The organism is Mycobacterium persicum, assembly GCF_002086915.1.
Classification (GTDB): Bacteria; Actinomycetota; Actinomycetes; order Mycobacteriales; family Mycobacteriaceae; genus Mycobacterium; species Mycobacterium persicum.
The window spans coordinates 3310581-3330054 of the sequence record NZ_MWQA01000001.1; the positions used below are offsets into that span (position 1 = coordinate 3310581).

The window sequence follows — 19474 nt, forward strand, 5'->3', positions numbered from 1 at the left end:
TCTTGGGCGAGTGAAACACAGCAGGGCGCCGTGACGGGTCTGTCACCGCCGAAGCGCGACATCGCGGTTGGCTAACGATTGGGCGTCGGCCCGGAATCGGCTCGTCGAGTTGACGATTGCCGCGCACCGGCGGCCGAGGAGCGTTCTCGTGAGGTCATGGGAAATGACCCTGTTTGTGGTGTCAGCAAGGCGCGGTTCCTAGCCTAGCCTGCTGTGAATGGGCGGCAGCCCGACCCGATCTATGCTTACTCCCGACCAGAGGAGACATTCATGCGCACCTTCGAGTCCGTTGCCGACCTGGCCGCTGCCGCGGGTGAGACCATCGGGCAGAGCGGCTGGGTGACCATCACTCAAGAAGACGTCAATCTGTTTGCCGATGCCACTGGTGATCACCAATGGATCCACGTAGATCCGGAACGAGCGGCCAAAGGCCCGTTCGGCACGACCATCGCCCACGGCTTCATGACGCTGTCACTGCTGCCGCGGCTGCAGCATGACATGTACACGGTCAAAGGGATCAAACTGGCAATCAACTACGGACTCAACAAGGTTCGCTTTCCCGCGCCGGTGCCCGTCGGCTCCAGGGTACGGGCGCAGAGTTCGTTGGTCGGCGTCGAAGACCTCGGTAACGGCGCCGTACAGGCCACGGTGGCTACCACGATCGAGATAGCGGGTTCGCCCAAGCCCGCATGCGTGGCCGAAAGCGTCGTTCGTTACATCTCCTGAGCGCTCGCCGTCAGAATTCGGCGATCGCATGTTCGAGGCGCTCGGCCAGTCGCGCCTCGGCCGCCGCCCGGCGGGTCGGGATGTGCTGTGACGGGAAAGGTGTTGTCACCGGCTCGTATTCGCGCAGGGTGCGCCGCGCCACCGTCATCTTGTGCAGCTCGGTGGCGCCATCGGCGATGCCCAGTGATTCGGCGCCGACCAACATCTTGACGAACGGCATCTCGTCGGAGACCCCCAGCGCGCCATGCAGGTGCATGGCGCGCTGCGCCACATCATGCAGCACCTGCGGCATCGCGACTTTCACCGCCGCGATGTCGCGGCGGACCTTCTGGTAGTCGTGGTGTTTATCGATCAGCCACGCAGTTCTCAGCACCAGCAACCGGAACTGTTCGATCTGAATCCAGCTGTCGGCGATCTTCTCTTGGGTCATCTGGAAGTCGGCCAATCGCCCATGTCTGGTTTTACGTGATACCGCGCGCTCACACATCATGTCGAAGGCCCGGCGCGCCAACGCAATTGTTCGCATTGCATGATGGATGCGGCCACCGCCGAGTCGGGTTTGCGCGATCATGAACGCCTGGCCTTCCCCGCCCAGCACATGATCTGCCGGCACCCGCACGTCGTTGTAGCGGACGTAGCCGTGGCTGGCATGCCTGGAAGACTCCGAGCCCACACCGACATTGCGCACGATCTCGATGCCGGGTGTCTCGCCAGGAACGATAAACAGCGACATCTTCTCGTGGGTATGGGCCTCGGGGTTGGTGACGGCCATGACAATGAAGAACGACGCGTGCTTGGCGTTGGTGGAAAACCACTTCTCGCCGTTGATGATCCAGTCACCTGAGCTGTCACGGGTCGCGGCGGTGACGAACAAGCCGGGATCCGAGCCGCCCTGCGGTTCGGTCATCGAGTAGCACGACGTGATCTCGCCGTCCAGCAGCGGCTGCAGGTAGCGCGCCTGCTGTTCCTCGGTGCCGAAGAGCGCGAGGATCTCGGCGTTGCCGGAGTCCGGCGCCTGGCAGCCGAACACCGACGGCGCCCACCGCGAGCGCCCGAGGATCTCGTTGAGCAGTGCCAGCTTGACCTGGCCGAAGCCTTGGCCGCCGAGTTCCGGCCGCAGGTGTGCGGCCCACAGCCCCTGGTCCTTTACCTGGTGCTGCAACGGCCGCAGGACCGCCATCGTCTCGGGATTCTTTTTGTCATACGGGTCGAGTGCGACCAGATCCAGCGGCTCGACCTCGTCGGCCATGAATTTCTCAACCCAGTCGAGTTTCGCCTGGTACTGCGGCTCTGTTTCGAAATCCCACACCGTCGCCAACCGTTCCCCGGCGCAGTGTCGCACCGGCATCGTTGATGGAGCTACCCCATCGTAAGGGCGGTGGTGGGTCAGGCAAGGATGCTATGCCGCGGACCCGGATCGCGGCCACAGTTTTCGTGTCGCGACCCGGACCGTTCGAAAGTCGCCAAGCAATCAGAGTCTTTGTGCGAGAAGCTGTTTCGCCAGTTCGGCACCCTTGCGGCTGTCGGCCTGCGCCTTGCGGAACAAGTCGGCCGTCTCGCGGTCGCCGTCACGCTCGGCGTCTTCGATGTAGGTCTCCAGCCGGAGCGCGTTGTCCAGGCACTGTTCGGTGTACCAGATCAGGTTGTAAGTCTTGTCGCGGGTGCCGGTCACATGACCTGTTTCGATGCTCACCGGTGGTCCTCCCTCCGTCGGTATCAGTAGCGACACCCATTGAGCTACCCACCCGCGCGATGTTCAAACGGCTCCGATGGAGCCGATTTGCGTTGTCGGGTAGGCACTTCGGCTTAGGCTGGCTAAGCAACGCCGCAGTATTTGGGCGTGGGCCTCGGATCGGCCGAGGGGAGCCGGCTGGGCCGGTGACCGCGCGCCGGGGCGGAAGTCACATCTACCACAGGAGTCTCCGGGTACCACAGGAGTCTGCGGGGAAGGCGCTACTGGTTGTGCCCGCCTAGTAGCGACAAGCCCAGGCTCGCAACAGAATTGTCGCGCATAGGCGGGCACGAGAGCATTCGGATCCCTGCGGGGGCGGTGCGCACCCGTCCGATTCGCTAGCGCAACTTGGGCAAGACGTTTGCGCCGTAGAACTCGATGGCGACGGTGGGGTCGTCCTGCGGAAAGTGCAGAAACGGTATGGCACCGGCATCGATCACCGCCTGTACCGCACCGATATGGGTCGACGGGTCGGTGCCGACGGCCCAGTTGGCGAGCACCTTTTCGATCGGGTTCGACTCGGCGGCACGCTGGATCTCCACCGGGTTCGGCTGATCGACGGCCCCGGCGGTAAATCGCCACAGGCCGGCGGCCCGGGTGGCCGCCGTGTGGTCACCGACGACAGCGAACAGCTCGGCACGCTTGCCGAGATTCGCGGGGTCACGCCCGGCGGCCTGTGCGCCCGCGGCGAACGCGGCGAGCAGCCGCGGATTCTTGAGGTCGCCGGCTTGGGTAATCCAACCGTCCCCGTGCCGGCCGGCCAGCTCCGCGCTGTTGGGACCGCTGGCGGCCACGAAGATCGGCGGTGGCGTGGCGGGCAGGTCGTAGAGTTTTAGAGCGTTCGTCTGAAAATAACGTCCGTCAAACGAAATTCGCTCACCGCTCCACAGCTGGCGGATCAGCCTGATGGCCTCGACCAGCCGGTCGTGGCGCTCCCGGTAGGAGCCGAACGTGTTGGTGGCGGCCTGTTCGTTGAGTCGCTCACCAGTGCCGAGCCCCAAGAACACCCGGCCCGGACTCAGCATTGCCAACGAGGCGAATGCCTGGGCCACCGTGGTCGGATGGTAGCGGTAGGTAGGGCAGGTCACCCCGCTGCCGAACGAGATACGGGTGGTGCTTTGACCCACTAACGCCAGGGTCAGCCAGGGAAACATCGAGTGACCCTGATTGTCCTGCCACGGCTGAAGGTGGTCACTGGTCCACGCGTACCCAAACCCGGCATTTTCGGCGGCCCGGGCTTGCGCCACCAGCTGATCGGTGCGGAATTGTTCGTGGGACAACACGACTCCAATGCCCCTGGCCGGCGACGGCGTGGGGCCGGTCGACTCGCCCCGGGTGCCGCATCCGGCGGATATCGCGCCGGTCCCCAGCACGCCGGTTCCGGCGGCCAGTCGGGCGAACGTCCGTCGCGAGATGCCGGTCATCGGCTCCGACTACCCGTCACGCGACCTGTCACACCATCGAGCTTGCCTCACGCCGGCCGGGCTGCGACAGTCGTCGGCGCACCGCTGCGCACGGGGCTGGTCCGAACTGGCATGGCCGATCGGGCACGCAAGGAGGTGGATTGGCCGATCCGTCGGCGCTACCACTAGTTTGGGCTGGTGACCCCCCAGGCGCGTCCAGCGCACAAGGCCGACATCCGCGTTCTGTCCCGAACCCTGGCCCGCGCCTTCTATGACGACCCGGTGATGAGGTGGTTGCTTCCCCACGACAAGTCCCGGCTCGCGCACCTGCATCGGGTGTTCGCGACGATGACCCGCCACCACCATCTGCCCCGCGGCGGCGTCGAGGTGGCGTGCGAGGGCGCCGGCGTCGGCGCCGCCGCCCTGTGGGATCCGCCGAATCAATGGCGGGAGACCCGCCGGGCGGAGCTGGCCATGACCCCGGCATTCTTGCGGGTGTTCGGCTTTCGTGGAGCGACCGCACGCGCCGTCCAGGAGGCGATGAAGCGCGCGCATCCCGAAGAACCGCACTGGTACTTGGCCGTCATCGGCAGTGACCCGGGCGTGCGTGGACGCGGCTTTGGTCAGGCCTTGATGCGGTCGCGGCTGGACCGCTGTGACGCCGAGTTCTGCCCGGCCTATCTCGAGTCCTCGAAACCCGAAAACATCCCTTATTACCAACGTTTCGGATTCACCGTCACCGGCGAGATCATGCTGCCGCACGGCGGGCCGCCGATCTGGCCGATGTGGCGCGAACCCCGCTGAGCATCCCGCCCGGCCCGAGCAGGTTCGGCGGGCCGGTTTAGCGGGTGGACGCTGCGGGCAACCGTTGCCAATGGCTACCGGCGAGCTGAGCGATCCCGCGGACTTCCCCGAGGAAGGCGGCCCCGGCGACACGCTCAACCCGAACGAATCCACCGACTCCGACGAGCTCCGCAACGACGACGGCGACATCGTGGTGGACCCACCCGAGCACTGGAGCGAGGCCGACCGGTTCGGGATGACGGCGCGCGAGCAGCGCGAAGGGCAATCCCTCGACGACCGACTCGCCGCCGAAGAGCCGGACCGGCTGGACGGCGGGTGGGAAGAGGACGGCCCCGGGCGCGCCCATCGAGGCCAAATCGACGGCACGCCCGAGGACGGCGGCTCGTTGTTCGAGGTCGTGGATGACCAGTGACGGCTCCGCGGCAGTGCGGACCCGTCGTTTGCCACGGCCGCGGCCGGGTACCCAAGTCTGGAATTCCTAACGCTGGAGGGACGAATGGCAGCCAACGACGGTAACCCGAAGCAGCGGCAGCTTGACGACTGCCGGGTAGCCGGGAGCACCGGATATCTGACCACTCAGCAGGGCGTGCGAGTCGACCACACCGACGACGCGCTCACCGCGGGGGAACGTGGGCCCACCCTGCTCGAGGATTTCCACGCCCGGGAAAAGATCACTCACTTCGACCATGAACGGATCCCCGAACGGGTGGTGCATGCCCGAGGCGCCGGAGCCTACGGGTACTTCGAGCCCTATGACGACTGGCTTGCCGACTACACCGCGGCGCAGTTCCTCACCACACCGGGTAAGCAGACGCCGGTCTTCGTGCGGTTCTCCACGGTGGCCGGGTCACGCGGATCGGCGGACACGGTGCGCGATGTCCGCGGATTCGCCACCAAGTTCTACACCGATCAAGGCAACTACGACCTGGTCGGCAACAACTTCCCGGTGTTCTTCATCCAGGACGGCATCAAGTTCCCGGATTTTGTGCACGCCGTCAAGCCGGAGCCGCACAACGAGATTCCGCAGGCGCAGTCGGCGCACGACACGTTGTGGGATTTCGTGTCGCTGCAGCCGGAGACGCTGCACACGATCATGTGGCTGATGTCGGACCGGGCGCTGCCGCGCAGTTACCGGATGATGGAAGGCTTTGGCGTGCATACCTTCCGGTTGGTCAACGCCCAAGGCGAAGGCACGTTTGTGAAATTCCATTGGAAGCCGCGCCTGGGTGTGCACTCGCTGATCTGGGACGAGTGCCAGAAAGTCGCCGGCAAGGACCCCGACTTCAACCGGCGCGACCTGTGGGAAGCCATCGAGGCCGGCCAGTACCCGGAGTGGGAGCTGGGAGTGCAGCTGGTCGCCGAAAGTGACGAGTTCAACTTCGAGTTCGATTTGCTCGACGCCACCAAAATCATTCCCGAGGAACAGGTTCCGGTGCGCCGCGTGGGCAAGATGGTGCTTAATCGCAACCCGGACAACTTCTTCGCCGAAACCGAGCAGGTGGCCTTCCACACCGCCAACGTGGTACCCGGAATCGACTTCACCAACGATCCACTGCTGCAGTTCCGTAACTTCTCCTACCTCGACACCCAACTGATCAGGCTGGGCGGCCCCAATTTCGCGCAACTGCCGGTCAATCGGCCGGTCGCCGACGTCCGCAACAACCAGCGCGACGGCTATGGCCAGCACACGATTCCGCAGGGCAGGTCCAGCTACTACAAGAACAGCCTGGGTGGCGGCTGTCCGGCGCTGGCTGACCACAACGTATTCCGCCACTACACCCAGAAAGTCGACGGCAATAAGATCCGCCAGCGGGCCGAAAGCTTCCAGGATCACTACAGCCAGGCCCGGATGTTCTGGAAGAGCATGTCTGCCGTCGAGGCCAAACACATTGTCGCCGCGTACGCCTTCGAGCTAGGCAAGGTGGAAACACCGGACATCCGTGTGCGCGTGGTGGATCAGCTGAACCTCGTCGACCACGACCTGGCGGTACGGGTCGCCGGACAACTAGGGCTGCCCGCGCCCGAAGAACAGCCGTTCTTGGACAGGGCGGGCGATAAAATGCCTGCCTCCCCAGCGCTTTCGCAACTCAACACCGTCACCGACAGTATCGAGACCCGCAAGATCGCCGTGCTGGCCGCCGACGGCGTCGACGTGGTGGGAACCCAGCGCTTCATAGACGCGATCCGCAACCGCGGCGCCGTCGCAGAAGTGCTGGCGCCCAAGGCAGGTGGCACGCTAGCCGGCGGATCCGGCGGCGAACTCCCGGTTGACCGGGCGATCACCACCATGTCGTCGGTCCTCTACGACGCGGTCGTGGTGCCGTGCGGGCCCGACGCCGTCAAGACCCTGTCGGAGGACGGCTACGCGATGCATTTCGTGACGGAGGCCTACAAGCACCTCAAGGCGGTGGGGGCCTTCGGTGCGGGCGTCAAGTTGCTGCCTAAGGCCGGGATAACCGAGAAAACCGCCGCGAGCACCGACGCCTTCGTCTCCAACGGGGTGGTCACGACCAAGGCGGCGGCCGACGACCTGTCCGACGACTTCGTCGAGGCATTCACCAAAGTCCTTGCCAAGCACCGTGTGTGGGAACGCGAGACCGACTCGGTGCCCGCCTGATCAGGACTTGCTCTGCCAGCCGGCGACACCGATCGCGATCATCCGCAGCTGCTTGACGGCGATTCGATGAATCTCCTGCAGCGCTTCGGCGCTCTGGGCGTCCTCGATCGCCTCGGCGATGACGATCATCGCGTTGACGAACAGTGTCGCCAAGATGTTGAGGTCCTCGGTGCTCCATTCGTTGAGCCCCGGGAAGCGGGCCAGGTCGGTGGCCAGCTCGGAGGTGATCAGCCGGATCTCGGTGCGGATGGCGTAGCGCAGCACCGATAGTCCGGTGGAGCGCTCCCGGACGATGAAACGCCAGTGTTCGCGCCTGTCGGCGACGCTGCCCACCAAGATCTCCACGGACGACTCGATCACCCGGTTCGGGTCCAGCTTGCCGGCGCGCGCTCCGCGCAACGTGTCACGCAGGGTGCGAAACGACTCGTCGATCAGGACCAGCCCCAGGGCCTCCATTGACTCGAAGTGCCGGTAGAACGCCGCCGGCACGATCCCGGCCTCCCGGGTCACCTCGCGCAGGCTCAGGCCGCTGAAGCTGCGGTCCTGCAGCAGTTTGAGCGCGGCGGCGACGATGGCGCGCCGGGTGGCTTCCTTGCGTTCCTCCCGCGACACGGTGGCGCGGGCCCGGCCTTGGCCGGACCGATGTGAGCGTGAGCTAGGAGTACGGTCGTTCACTGTGTGAACCCTACCACAGACCTGCGGAAACCCTTGACGAACAGCTAGATCCCGGCGCACCGTGTACATATGTTCACTCAAACGCTCAGCCAAGCCGTTGCGAAGCGAGTCCTGGGTTCCGACCTGGTCGACCTGCTCACCGGTCCGCACGGCGTCGACCGCTACACCGAGCTGGTGGCGCCGACGTGGACGTTGGGTGAGGCCCGCGCCAAGGTCATCGAGGTGCGGCGCGAGACGCCGCGCAGCGTCACCCTCACCCTCGCTCCCAACGGCACCTTCACCGACGCCAACACCGTCAAGGCCGGCCAGTACGTCAACCTCACCGTCGACATCGACGGTCGCCGGCACACCCGCTGCTATTCACCGGCCAACGCCGAAGGCGGCCCGACCCTCGAGCTGACGATCGGCCACCACGACGGCGGGCTGGTCTCGACCTACCTGTACCAGCGTGCCCGCCGCGGCATGGTGGTCGGCCTGGCCGGGGTCGGCGGCGACTTCGTGTTGCCGGCGCAGCGGCCGCGCCGGGTGCTGCTCGTCTCCGGCGGCAGTGGCATCACCCCCGTCATGGCGATGCTGCGCACGCTGGTTGCCGAGGGTCATCAGGGCGAAGTCGCCTTTGTGCACTACGCGCGCACGCCTGCGGAGGCGTGCTATCGCGAGGAGTTGGCCGCCCACAAAGAACTGCCGGGTGTGCGAGTGCTGCACGGCTACACCCGCTCCGGCGCTGGTGATCTGGTGGGCCGCTTCGGCGCCGACCACCTGGCCATGGCCATGCCGACGCCGGATGCGGTGTTCGTCTGCGGCCCAACATCATTGGTCGAGGCGGTGCGCGAGCACTGTGACAACGTCGTCACCGAGAGCTTCGTGCCTCCGGTGTTCGAGGCGCCGGCGAACCCCTCGGGCGGCCGAGTGTCCTTCGCCGACAGCGGTATCGACGTCGTCGACGACGGCCGCTCGCTGCTCGAGCAGGCGGAGTCGGCCGGCTTGACACCCGAGAGCGGCTGCCGGATGGGCATCTGCCACACCTGCACCCGGCGCAAGACCTCGGGCACGGTGCGAAACCTGGTCACCGGGGCCGTTTCCACGGGTCCCGACGAGGACGTGCAGATCTGTGTCTCGGTTCCCGTCGGCGACGTCGACCTCGCGCTATAACCCCCAAACATCTCAAGGAGTTCTGACATGACACTCAACAAGATCACCCTCACCCCCGAACAGGCCGACGCGTTCGGCCGCGAACTCGACGCCATCAAGGAGCGCGTCATGGCGGATCTCGGTGAAGAAGACGCCGACTATATCCGCCGGGTCATCAAGACGCAGCGCGCCCTAGAGGTCGGCGGACGAGTGTTGCTGTTCCTGCCGCCGGCGTGGCTGCTGGGAACCGCCATGCTCGGGGTGTCGAAGATCCTGGACAACATGGAGATCGGCCACAACGTCATGCATGGTCAGTACGACTGGATGCGTGACCCGGCCATCTCGGGGCGTTCCTTCGAGTGGGACACGGCCTGCCCGGCCGACCAATGGCGGCATTCGCACAACTACCTGCACCACACCCACACCAACATCGTGGGAATGGACCGCGACATCGGCTACGGCATCCTGCGGATGAGCGACGACCAGCCCTGGGAGCCCTACTTCCTGGGCAACCCGGTCTACGCATTCCTGTTGATGGTGCTGTTCCAGTACGGCGTCGCACTGCACGAACTGGAGTCCGAGCGCATCCGGGCCGGTGAGATCCGGCTGGCCGACAAGCGCGACGTCTTGCGGGAGATCTGGAAGAAGACGCGCCGGCAAACCCTCAAGGACTATGTCGCCTTCCCGCTATTGGCCGGACCGTTCGCGCCGTTCGTCTTCACGGGCAACCTCACGGCCAACCTGATGCGCAACGTGTGGTCGTACATGATCATCTTCTGCGGCCACTTCCCCGACGGCACTCAGGAGTTCACCGCCGAGGAAACCAAGAACGAGTCCCGTGGTCAGTGGTACTTCCGCCAGGTCCTCGGTTCGGCAAATCTAAGCGGCGGCAAGCTGTTTCATCTGTTGTCCGGCAACTTGTCGCATCAGATCGAGCACCATCTGTTCCCCGACATGCCGGCCCGGCGGTACGCCGAGATCGCCCCGGAGGTGCGGGAGATCTGTGAGCGTTACGGCATCCCCTACAACAGCGGCCCGCTGCCCAAGCAGTTCGCCACCGTGGTGCGCAAGATCGTGAAGCTCGCCTTCCTGGGGTCTTGGCCGGCGCGGCGCAAGGCCACCGCGCGGGAAGCGGTCGCGCTGTCAGCGGCATGACGCCGCCGAGCCTGCGGTGACGCCGCCGAGCCTGCGCGCAGCGCGAAGCGCTGGGCGCAGGCTCGATGCGAAACAAAGTGGTCAGCGCGGGGGCCACAACAGCCCAACTGGAGGACAATGGGCCCGTGGAGTGGACCGGCGCGCGCTATGCAGACAAGCCAACCGTGGAAGCCTCGACGTGGATCGACGCCGATCCCGAGCGCGTCTGGAGTCTGGTCTGCGATGTCGAGCTGATGCCGACCCTCAGCAACGAGTTGCAAGCGGTGGAATGGGTCGACGAGGCCACCGGGCCCCGGATCGGCGCCCGGTTCGTCGGTCACAACCGGCACGATGCCTTCGGTGAATGGAGCACCACTTCACAAATTGTCAGCTGCGATGAGCCACACGAATTCGCCTGGGCAGTAGGCGAATCCGACAATCCCTCGGCCATCTGGCGGTTCCGGCTGACACCCCGGGACGGAGGCACCCTGCTGACCTACTGGACGCAGATGGGGCCGGGCCGCTCGGGGTTGTCGCGCGCCATCGACGCGATGCCCGACAAGGAACAGAAGATCGTCTTCGTGCGGTTGCGGGAGTTCGAGACCGCGATCGACAAGACGCTGGCCGCGATCAAGAGGTTGGCCGAACACGGGGTCCGCTAATGCGCACCGCCACCACGGTCGAGCTGTCCACGGCTGGCCGAGACACCGTCGAGTTCGTCGTCGAGGCCGAAAAGCTGGGACTGGACGTCTGCTGGGTCGCCGAGGCCTGGGGTGCGGACGGGCCGTCGGCGCTGGGATACCTTGCCGCGCGCACCGAACGGATGCTGCTGGGCTCGGGGGTACTGCAACTCGGCATCCGATCGCCCGTTGCGGTGGCCCAGATCGCGATCACGCTGTCCAACCTGTCGTGCGGGCGGTTCCTGCTAGGCCTGGGCGCCTCGGGGCCGCAGGTGATCGAGGGCCTGCACGGGGTGTCGTTCGCCCGGCCGCTGGCGCGGATGCGCGAAACCGTCGACATCGTGCGGCAAGCGTTCGCTGGCGGCAAAATCTCGTACTCCGGCAACGAGTTTCAGATTCCGCGCCCCGGAGGCGAGGCGGTGCCGATGCGATTGTCGACGCGGCCCGAGCACGCCATCCCGATCTATCTGGCCGCGTTGTCCCCGGCGATGCTGCGGTTGACGGGACAGATCGCCGACGGCTGGCTGGGCACCAGTTTTGTGCCGGAAGGCGCCGCCGGCGCCTACTTCGCGCACCTGGATAGCGGGCTGGCTGCCGCCGGTCGCACCCGGGCCGACATCGACATCTGTCAGGGCGCCGAGGTCGCATTCGCCAAGGACCAGGACCAGCTGCGCGGCATGGTTGCCGGCCGCAAGAAGGAGCTGGCATTCAGCCTGGGCGGCATGGGGTCCGCCAGCACCAACTACTACAACCGGGCCTACAGCCGGCAAGGCTGGGCTGACGTTGCCGCCGCGGTGCGCGAGCACTGGCAGCGCGGTGACCGCGACCGCGCCGTCGCGTCGATCACCGACGAGATGGTGCTGGCCACCACGCTGATCGGGACCGAGGACATGGTCCGGGCCCGCCTTGGGGTGTGGCGGCACGCCGGTGTGAACACGGTGCGGCTCTATCCCGCGGGCGGCACACTCGATGCCAAGCTTTCGACGCTCGGCCGGGCCATCGAGCTGGTCCGGGAGGTTTAGTTCTACCTCGCCGGTGCTGCAATGGGTACGGGCGTAGTCGATGTCTTTCACATGCGCCTGCAGATCCGCAACCTGGCCGCGCAACCACGCGGTCCTCGGGTCGTTTTCGGGAAGCGACTGCACGAACCGTTGCACATTGTCTACAAGACCCTGGCCGGTCAAATTAGCTGGATCACCACCGAGGATCATCTGCTGCAGCTTAGCCTGCATCCACGGATCCAGGCTTAGCTTCAGCCCACGCCGGTCGGCGCGTCGGCGACCGGCACCAGTTTCACCTCGGGCCGGGTCGGCAGCTCGTCGGCCAGAAACCACCGGAAGGCGAGGTTGCCTTGCGGATAGCCCAGCGTGGTCAGCGAATTCGGATGGGCCGTCGTCCCGCGGGACAAGACGATCGTCACCGAGCCGTCGCTATTGGCCATCGCGCTGTGACCGTTGACGGAGCAGCGGGCATCGGGGCCCTCGGCGGGACCGTAGGTGGCCATGAACTGGTTCCACACCACCAAATTCCAGAACCGGCATTGCGGCGGCCGGTGGGTGATGACCAGCGCTTCGTCGTCGTCGAGCACGAAACTGCCGTAGGAGTAGCAGGCATCGCGCGCCGACCAGCCGAAGTTGGCGTCGGGCACCTGGTAGGGAGCCGCGAATTGGTTTGCGACGTGGGCGGTCTCGTGTCCAAGCCGATGCGCGTCACGGGCCCTGTCCCCGACGGCCAGCGGCACGATGGCGAACATGGTGCGCATCCAGGTGGCCGCCGCCCGCAGCCTTGCGGCGGTCTCGGCGTCGCCGTGGCGTATCGGGTCCGGCGCGTCGAGCGCCTCGATAGTCCAGGTGACCGGGCGACCGGTCAGCGGGTCGGCCTGGTAGTCACGGGTCATCAGCACGGCGGCATCGGGTGTGGGACCCAGCTCGAAGGAGAAGTTGCCGTCGGCGTCGATATCGAGGTCACTGTCGCGGACAATCGCGACGACCCGGTCCGACCACGCGCCGGGGAAGGGCTCGTTGTAGGCGGTCACCGAGAAATACGCGCTGTCACCCTTGTTGCCGCCGATCCGGTAGCGCCGTGTCGGATCGACCGGGCACATGAAGTAATAGGCGTCGGTGTTGTCGCCGCCCCAGCGGCGGTCGCGACGAAACGGCGTGTTGACCGCGACGAACTGCGGCCGGCCCGGCTCGGGGAAGAGATAGGCGTCGAACGCGACACCCAGGGTGGCGGCGAGCATCCGGTAACCGTCGGCGAGGTGCCGGTCGTCGGTGACCGCACGCTCGCCCTCGAGGAAGCCGCGGTCCAGGGCGCCCAAGGTGTCGAGCAATTCCCGCCATGCCGTAGCCGACTCGTGCGTCATTCAGGCTTTCCTTTCAGGATTCCGCTCAGGAGCAATGTGGTGGTGCGGTCCGCCCAGGCGTCGTCGAGTTCGGCGCCGCGGGTCAGCAGGCCTAGCAGGGTGCTGCCGGCAATGGCCTCGACCAGTTCATCGGCGGTGACGTCGGCCCGGATTTCGCCTGCGGCAGCGGCGTTCTCGAGCCGAGAGGCAAGGCCGCCGGAAATGATGCCGGCAAACCGTTCCAACAGTGCGGCATGCAGGGTCGGGTCGGCCGCCATCTCGCCGACCAGGCCGGGCAGCGCCGCGCGGGCGGCCGGCGTCGCCAAGACCGCCATCGTGCGTCGCACCATGTCTCGCAGATCCGTCGCCAGCGATCCGGTGTCCGGAATTTCGGTCGCGGCGCCGATCGGAAACACCGCCTCGTGCACCAGATGCGCCTTGCTGGGCCAGCGCCGATAGATCGCGGGCTTGCTGGTGCCGGCCCGTTCGGCGATGGCAGATACCAGCAGCCCGGCATAGCCCGTTTCGGCGAGCAGTTCAACCGTCGCGCGAAGCACCGCCGCATCGATCCGCGGATCACGGGGTCGGCCGAAATCGACTACCATTACGAAACTCAGAGTAACATAAGTCGCGTGAGTGATGTCGTTGGTCTCGACGACCTGGCTCAGCCCCGGTTCAGCGCGGCGGCCCAGCAGATCCGCGACATGATGGCCACAATGGCCCCGCAATGCCCGTTGGATGCCGACGCGTTGCACGCGCGCGCCAGCGCCGACACCGGCCTGCATGATTTCGGCGACGACGACTACCGGGAACGGCTCGACGTCTTCCTGGCCGCACTGCGTGACATCGACGGGCTACACGCGGCCGGGGTGGTGAACTTCTACGGGCAACTGCTGCAGTTGCTCAAGAACCGGCTGCTGTTCACCGACCTGCTCACCAGGCATCCCGAGATCGACGACATCGAACTGCAATCACCGGTGTTCATCGCCGGTCTGCCCCGTACCGGCACCACGCATTTGCACAACATGCTGGCGGCGGCGCCCACCTTCCGCACCATGCCGTACTGGGAAAGCGTCGAGCCCTTTCCACTGCCGCACGAGGCCGGCGTCGAGCCGGATCCGCGGCGGGCACGCATGGACGTCGCGGTGGCGGTGATCAACACCGTGATGCCCTACTTCCCACTGATGCACGAGATGACCACCGATCACGTGCACGAAGAGATTCAGCTGCTGGCCAACGACTTCTCGACCATGCTCTTCGAGACGCTGGCCCACGTGCCCGCCTGGCGCGACTACTACCAGGCTCACGACCAAACGCCGCACTACCGATACCTGGCCAGGCAGCTCAAGGCGATGCAGTTCCTGCGGGGCGGGCGGCGGTGGCTGCTCAAGTCGCCCCAGCACCTCGAGCAGGTGCCGGTGCTGGATCGGGTCTTTCCGGGCAGCATCGTGGTGTTCACTCACCGTGACCCGGTGCCGGTGGCGCTGTCGATGATGGCGATGATCACCTATTCCGCTCGGATGCACCGCTCGCCGGTGCCGGTGGCAGAGATTGCGGCATATTGGGTGGACCGGCTCGACCGGATGCTCACCGCGCTGGTGCGCGACCGCGACACCATCGGTCCGCGGCGCTCGATCGACATCCGATTCGACGACTTCATGGCCGACGAGCTCGGTGTCGCCGAGCGGGTGTACGCCCTGGCCGGCGAGCCGTTCGACGAACCGGCACGGACGCCGATCACCGGCTACCTGGACGGCCACCGACGCGGCCGACTGGGCAACGTGGCAACGACCTGCGAGATGTTCGGGCTTGCCGAGGAGGATTTGCGCGCCCGCTTCGCGCCCTATGTCGAGCGGTTTCTCACTTAGCGCCGAGCCTGTAAATCCGCAGCAGAAGTTCGAGTAGCGGCCTGCAAAATTACAGGCTCGGTGGCCGGCTGAGTCGGGGAAGCGCTACCTTCTCAACACATGACCACCATGCCCGCCCTGGACGGTGTCGAACACAGGTTTGTCGACGTAGGCGACGACGTCACCATCCACGTGGCCGACGCCGGGCCGGCCGACGGGCCGGCGGTCATGCTGGTGCACGGCTTTCCGGAGAACTGGTGGGAGTGGCACGAGCTGATCGGCCCGCTGGCCGCCGACGGCTACCGGGTGCTGTGCCCGGACCTGCGCGGCGCGGGCTGGAGCTCGGCGCCGCGCTCCCGGTACCTCAAGAGCGAGATGGCCGACGATCTGGCCACGGTGCTGGACCGGCTGGGTGTCGAGAAGGTCAAACTGGTCGCCCATGACTGGGGCGGGCCGGCCGCCTTCATCATGATGCTGCGCCACCCCGCCAAGGTGACCGGCTTCTTCGGGCTGAACACCTCGGCACCGTGGGTGCGCCGCGACCTCGGAATGCTGCGGCACATGTGGCGGTTCTGGTACCAGATCCCGATCTCGCTGCCGGTCATCGGGCCCCGGCTGATCGCCGACCCCAAGGCCCGCTACTTCCGGATGCTGACCTCGTGGGTCGGTGGCGGATTCCGCGTGCCCGAGGAGGACGTCCGGATGTACGTCGACTGCATGCGCCAGCCCGGGCACGCCGAAGCCGGCTCACGGTGGTACCGCAGCTTCCAGACGACGGAGATGCTGCGCTGGCTGCGCGGTGAATACGACGACACGCGGGTTGACGTGCCGGTGCGCTGGTTGCACGGCACCGGCGACCCGGTGATCACGCCCAACCTGCTGCGCGGATACGAAGATCGCGCAACCGATTTCGAGGTCGAGCTGGTCGACGGCGTCGGCCATTGGATCGTCGAGCAGCGGCCCGACCTGGTCCTGGACCGGCTGCGCGCGTTCCTTACGGCTTGACCAGGATACGGATCGGGTTGCCCTGCTGCCGCTCCAGTTTCTCGATGCCCGCCGGGAGGTCTTCAAGTGCGACGACCTCGCTGATCGACCGCGAAATATCAAGGCGCCCAAGCGAAACTAGCTTCGCCAGGGTCTCGATGTCGGCGTTCTGGTAACCGAGGTGCCCCAGCACCTGCTTGCGGGTCACCCCGAACATCACGGTCGGCCCGATGGTCGGCGACTCCGCGCTCATTCCCCCCCCGACCAGCCGCCCGCCGGGTGTCAGCGCACCCAGGGCCTGTTCGAACGTCACCTTCAGGCCGACGGCGTCGAACGCCACGTCCAATAACCGCCCGCCGGTGACCTCGGCGAGCTTGTCGGTCAACCCGTCGTCACGGGTGTCGAACGCGTAGTCGGCGCCGAGTTCCAGCGCGCGTTCCAGAACGGCCGGGTTGATGTCGAGGGCGATCACCGGTGCCGCGCCGACCAACCGTGCGAGCTGGACGATGTGGGTGCCCCCCCCGCCGACACCCCAGACCCCGACCGATTCGCCGACCCCCACCTTTCCAGTTCGGACGACGGCGCCGAACGGCGTCGACACCGCGTCGGCCAGGATCGCGGCCTGCTCCAGCGCAACGTTGTCCGGTACCCGGGTCAGGCCGGCGGCCTGCGCCACGGTGTATTCGGCCCACGCGCCGTCGTAGGCGAAAGCCATCAACTGGATGCTCAGGCAGTTGACGACATCGCCGCGGCGGCAGTTGGGGCAGCTTTGGCAGGGCCGGCCGGCGGCGACCACCACCCGGTCCCCCGCTGCCCAGCCGGTCACGTCGGGGCCCAGCTTCGCGATGGTGCCCGAGGCCTCGTGGCCCTGGGTCACCACCGGTTTCTGGGTCGGGAACGTTCCGTTGATCAGGCTCAGGTCCGAATGGCAGATCCCACAGAAGGCAACCTTGACCAAGACCTCGCCCGCACCGGGCTCGGGTATCGGAACGTCTTCCAGCACAACCTTTTTAGTGTTGGCATAGAAGCGTTCCGCGCGCATGGTGGCCACGGTCACTCGACGCCGATCGTGACCTCGGTCGACTTGATGAACACCGTCGCGGGCTGGCCGGCCTTCAGGCCGAGTTCCACTGCCGCGTCCTTGGTGACCGACGAGGTGACGATCTGGTCGCCGCCGTCGAGTTTGACCTTGACGATCGCCATCACGCTGCCGAGGTCGACCTCGGTGATGGTGCCCTTGAGCTGGTTCCGGGTCGATAGCCGCATCGCAGTCCTTTCCACAAATCACCGGGTGTGCGACGAGCGTAGTCGGCCCGCTCAGGAACGAGGGCCCAGGAGTGCTATCGACGCATCGACCGCTGGTTCGACGACGTCGCGGACCGGCCGCCCGTCCTCCACGGCAAGTGCGGTCAGCTCGCGCAGTCCGCCCAGCAGGATGACCGACAACGGCACGGTCAGCGGGGGTAGGCCCGCGCGCCGAAACCCCGGGCTGGCACTGAGGTCGATCAGCAGGGTGGACAGCAGCTGTAATCCGCGGCGTTGGACGGGCCGCGCGATGGCGCCCAGCGACGGGAGCTCGCGGATCCAGCTCAAGGTGATGGCCGGCCGGGATTCGATGTGCCCGACGTAGGCCTCGACCGCCTGGCGAATCTGCTGATGCCAGTCGGCGTCGGGGTTGACCGCGGCCGAGATCTTCTCGCCGAGCTTCTCGACGTCGGCCCGCAGCAGCTCCAGGAAGCACTGCTCCTTGCTGGCGAACTGGTCGTAGAAGGTGCGTTTCGAGGTCCGCGCGTGGCGCACGACGTCGGCGACGGTGGTCGCCCGGTAGCCGCGTTCACCGATCGCTGCGGCCAGGCCGTCGAACAGGCGAAGCCGAAAGGGGTCGATGTCGGCCGGCGCGGTATTGCCGGCCACTGCGGTCACCAACGCGCCTCCTTACCCGGATCGGTGCGGACCTTGTCAGCCTTGGTACCAAAGAGTACCGTGCCTAGGATAAGCCTGCGGTACACCGCGGTACCATCCCCGTGTTCACGACCGAGCAGCCGGGGCAGATGTTGGGAGCCCATGTCGATGAGCCACGCAATCGCCGATGCGGCGGCACCACCCGAAATCACGTTGCCGCCGGCGCCGCGGATTCCAAGCCTGGCCCAAGGCCTGGTCTTTGCGATCACGCGCCGCGGCATGATGCGACGGTTGGCGCGCCGCTTCGGCAATGTCTTCACCCTGAACATCCCCATCTACGGGCGGGTCGTGGTGGTCGGTGATCCGCAGCTGGCAAGGCAGGTGTTCACCACCAGCCCCGACGAATTGGGCAACATCCAGCCCAATCTGAGCCGACTGTTCGGCTCCGGTTCGGTGTTCGCGCTCGAAGGCGACGACCATCGCCGGCGGCGACGCCTGTTGGCGCCACCGTTTCACGGCAAGAGCATCAAGAAATACGAGGCCATCATCGAGGAAGAGACGCTGCGCGAGACGGCTCGATGGCCGCAGGGCGAGCCGTTCGCGACCCTGCCGTCGATGATGCACATCACCCTCAACGCCATCCTGCGTGCGGTGTTCGGGGCCGACGGGGCCGAACTCGACGAGCTGCGCCGGCTGATTCCGCCGTGGGTCACGCTGGGCTCGCGGCTGGCCGCGATGCCCAAACCGAAACGCAACTATGGCCGGTACAGCCCGTGGGGCCGGCTGGCCGAGTACCGGCGGCAGTACGACGCCGTCGTCGACAAGCTGATCGACCGCGAGCGGTCCGACCCGGACTTCGCCGATCGGACCGACGTGCTGGCATTGATGTTACGCAGCACCTATGACGACGGTTCTGTCATGTCCCGCAAGGACATTGGTGATGAGCTGCTCACCCTGCTGGCCGCCGGACACGAGACCACCGCGGCCACGCTGGCCTGGGCGTTCGAGCGGCTGACCCGGCACCCGCAGCTCCTGGCCGCCTTGGTGGCGGAGGCCGACGCGGGCGGTGACGAGCTGCGCCAGGCGACCATCCTGGAAGTCCAGCGGGCCAGGACCGTCATCGATTTCGCGGCCCGGCACGTTTATTCCGACGTTTATCGCCTGGGCGAGTGGTCGATCCCGCGCGGCGATTCGATCATCATCAACATCGGCCAAATTCACGACAACTCCGACGTATTCCCCGACCCGCAGCGCTTCGACCCGCAGCGCTACATCGCAAGCAAGCCGTCGGCGTTCGCCTGGATCCCGTTCGGCGGCGGCACCCGCCGCTGTGTGGGCGCGGCGTTCGCCAACATGGAGATGGATGTGGTGCTGCGAACGGTGTTGCGCCACTTCGTCATCGAGACGACGACGGCGCCCGACGAGAAGTGGCGCTGCCGCGGCGTCGCTTACATTCCCAAGGACGGCGGACGAATCGTGGTGCGTACCCGCTAGC

The 19474-nt window shown here is 66.3% G+C and carries 20 protein-coding genes and 1 pseudogene; 11 read left to right on the forward strand and 10 right to left on the reverse strand.

Translation table 11 applies throughout. The annotated features are described in order from the left end of the window. Positions 1–270 precede the first annotated feature (270 nt). Positions 271–726: a MaoC family dehydratase gene (locus tag B4U45_RS15155; RefSeq protein WP_075547961.1), complete on the forward strand. Its 456-nt coding sequence runs from the start codon at positions 271–273 to the stop codon at positions 724–726. Positions 727–736: 10 nt separating this feature from the next. Here B4U45_RS15155 and B4U45_RS15160 read toward each other — a convergent pair whose 3' ends face one another. From B4U45_RS15160 to B4U45_RS15170, 3 genes are all read right to left on the reverse strand, one after another. Next, on the reverse strand, positions 737–2035 hold the full coding sequence (locus B4U45_RS15160) for an acyl-CoA dehydrogenase family protein (protein ID WP_183154949.1): 1299 nt from the start codon (positions 2033–2035) through the stop codon (positions 737–739). 162 nt (positions 2036–2197) lie between these two features. Further along, positions 2198–2419 carry a hypothetical protein gene (locus tag B4U45_RS15165; protein WP_075547959.1) on the reverse strand — a complete coding sequence of 74 codons (222 nt, stop codon included), beginning with the start codon at positions 2417–2419 and terminating at the stop codon, positions 2198–2200. Positions 2420–2796: 377 nt separating this feature from the next. After that, positions 2797–3882 (reverse strand): F420-dependent hydroxymycolic acid dehydrogenase, encoded by a 1086-nt coding sequence (locus B4U45_RS15170; RefSeq protein ID WP_075547958.1) that lies wholly within the window; start codon positions 3880–3882, stop codon positions 2797–2799. A gap of 177 nt (positions 3883–4059) precedes the next feature. On the opposite strand from B4U45_RS15170, the gene B4U45_RS15175 reads away from it, so the two are divergent. The 3 genes from B4U45_RS15175 to B4U45_RS15185 all read left to right on the forward strand — a co-directional run bounded on the left by B4U45_RS15175 (position 4060) and on the right by B4U45_RS15185 (position 7282). After that, positions 4060–4665, forward strand: a complete 606-nt coding sequence (locus B4U45_RS15175) for a GNAT family N-acetyltransferase (RefSeq protein WP_075547957.1) — start codon at positions 4060–4062, stop codon at positions 4663–4665. Between the two features lie 70 nt (positions 4666–4735). Continuing rightward, positions 4736–5077 carry a hypothetical protein gene (locus B4U45_RS15180; protein WP_075547956.1) on the forward strand — a complete coding sequence of 114 codons (342 nt, stop codon included), beginning with the start codon at positions 4736–4738 and terminating at the stop codon, positions 5075–5077. 84 nt (positions 5078–5161) lie between these two features. Further along, positions 5162–7282, forward strand: a complete 2121-nt coding sequence (locus B4U45_RS15185; RefSeq protein WP_075547955.1) for a catalase — start codon at positions 5162–5164, stop codon at positions 7280–7282. Here the strand turns inward: B4U45_RS15185 and B4U45_RS15190 are convergent, their stop codons facing one another. Beyond that, on the reverse strand, positions 7283–7957 hold the full coding sequence (locus B4U45_RS15190; protein WP_075547954.1) for a TetR family transcriptional regulator: 675 nt from the start codon (positions 7955–7957) through the stop codon (positions 7283–7285). Positions 7958–8026: 69 nt separating this feature from the next. Here B4U45_RS15190 and B4U45_RS15195 point away from each other — a divergent pair, with 69 nt between their 5' ends. The 4 genes from B4U45_RS15195 (at position 8027) to B4U45_RS15210 (ending at position 11924) form a co-directional block, all read left to right on the forward strand. Continuing rightward, complete coding sequence (locus tag B4U45_RS15195) at positions 8027–9109, forward strand: ferredoxin reductase (RefSeq protein ID WP_075547953.1); 1083 nt, start codon at positions 8027–8029, stop codon at positions 9107–9109. Positions 9110–9136: 27 nt separating this feature from the next. Next, positions 9137–10243, forward strand: coding sequence for a fatty acid desaturase family protein (locus B4U45_RS15200; RefSeq protein WP_075547952.1), 1107 nt, complete (start codon positions 9137–9139; stop codon positions 10241–10243). 125 nt (positions 10244–10368) lie between these two features. Beyond that, on the forward strand, positions 10369–10884 hold the full coding sequence (locus B4U45_RS15205) for an SRPBCC family protein (protein WP_075547993.1): 516 nt from the start codon (positions 10369–10371) through the stop codon (positions 10882–10884). Next, a complete protein-coding gene (locus B4U45_RS15210) occupies positions 10884–11924 on the forward strand; it encodes an LLM class flavin-dependent oxidoreductase (protein ID WP_075547951.1) in 1041 nt (346 codons plus the stop codon). The genes B4U45_RS15205 and B4U45_RS15210 overlap by 1 nt, the downstream gene beginning before the upstream one ends. 6 nt (positions 11925–11930) lie before the next feature. Here B4U45_RS15210 and B4U45_RS15215 read toward each other — a convergent pair. The 3 genes and pseudogenes from B4U45_RS15215 to B4U45_RS15225 form a co-directional block, all read right to left on the reverse strand. Continuing rightward, positions 11931–12122, reverse strand: a pseudogene (locus B4U45_RS15215) (hypothetical protein); the annotation flags it as partial. Between the two features lie 32 nt (positions 12123–12154). Then, positions 12155–13267 (reverse strand): DUF1214 domain-containing protein, encoded by a 1113-nt coding sequence (locus tag B4U45_RS15220; RefSeq protein ID WP_075547950.1) that lies wholly within the window; start codon positions 13265–13267, stop codon positions 12155–12157. Continuing rightward, entirely contained in the window at positions 13264–13851 is a 588-nt protein-coding gene (locus B4U45_RS15225) for a TetR/AcrR family transcriptional regulator (RefSeq protein ID WP_075547949.1), read from the reverse strand. Before B4U45_RS15225 ends, B4U45_RS15220 begins: the two co-directional genes overlap by 4 nt. Positions 13852–13950: 99 nt before the next feature. On the opposite strand from B4U45_RS15225, the gene B4U45_RS15230 reads away from it, so the two are divergent. After that, positions 13951–15114, forward strand: coding sequence for a sulfotransferase family protein (locus B4U45_RS15230; protein WP_089025210.1), 1164 nt, complete (start codon positions 13951–13953; stop codon positions 15112–15114). 99 nt (positions 15115–15213) lie between these two features. After that, on the forward strand, positions 15214–16098 hold the full coding sequence (locus B4U45_RS15235; protein ID WP_075547947.1) for an alpha/beta fold hydrolase: 885 nt from the start codon (positions 15214–15216) through the stop codon (positions 16096–16098). Here the strand turns inward: B4U45_RS15235 and B4U45_RS15240 are convergent. From B4U45_RS15240 to B4U45_RS15250, 3 genes are read right to left on the reverse strand one after another with little or no spacing between them, the layout of a single operon-like run. Next, positions 16088–17119 (reverse strand): zinc-binding dehydrogenase, encoded by a 1032-nt coding sequence (locus B4U45_RS15240; RefSeq protein ID WP_219859429.1) that lies wholly within the window; start codon positions 17117–17119, stop codon positions 16088–16090. The genes B4U45_RS15235 and B4U45_RS15240 overlap by 11 nt on opposite strands. Before the next feature lie 11 nt (positions 17120–17130). Next, positions 17131–17343, reverse strand: a complete 213-nt coding sequence (locus B4U45_RS15245) for a TOBE domain-containing protein (RefSeq protein ID WP_075512558.1) — start codon at positions 17341–17343, stop codon at positions 17131–17133. Between the two features lie 51 nt (positions 17344–17394). Beyond that, complete coding sequence (locus B4U45_RS15250) at positions 17395–18000, reverse strand: TetR/AcrR family transcriptional regulator (protein ID WP_075545087.1); 606 nt, start codon at positions 17998–18000, stop codon at positions 17395–17397. Between the two features lie 147 nt (positions 18001–18147). Between B4U45_RS15250 and B4U45_RS15255 the strand changes: the two genes are divergently transcribed. Further along, positions 18148–19473, forward strand: coding sequence for a cytochrome P450 (locus tag B4U45_RS15255; RefSeq protein WP_075545173.1), 1326 nt, complete (start codon positions 18148–18150; stop codon positions 19471–19473). Position 19474 lies beyond the last annotated feature (1 nt).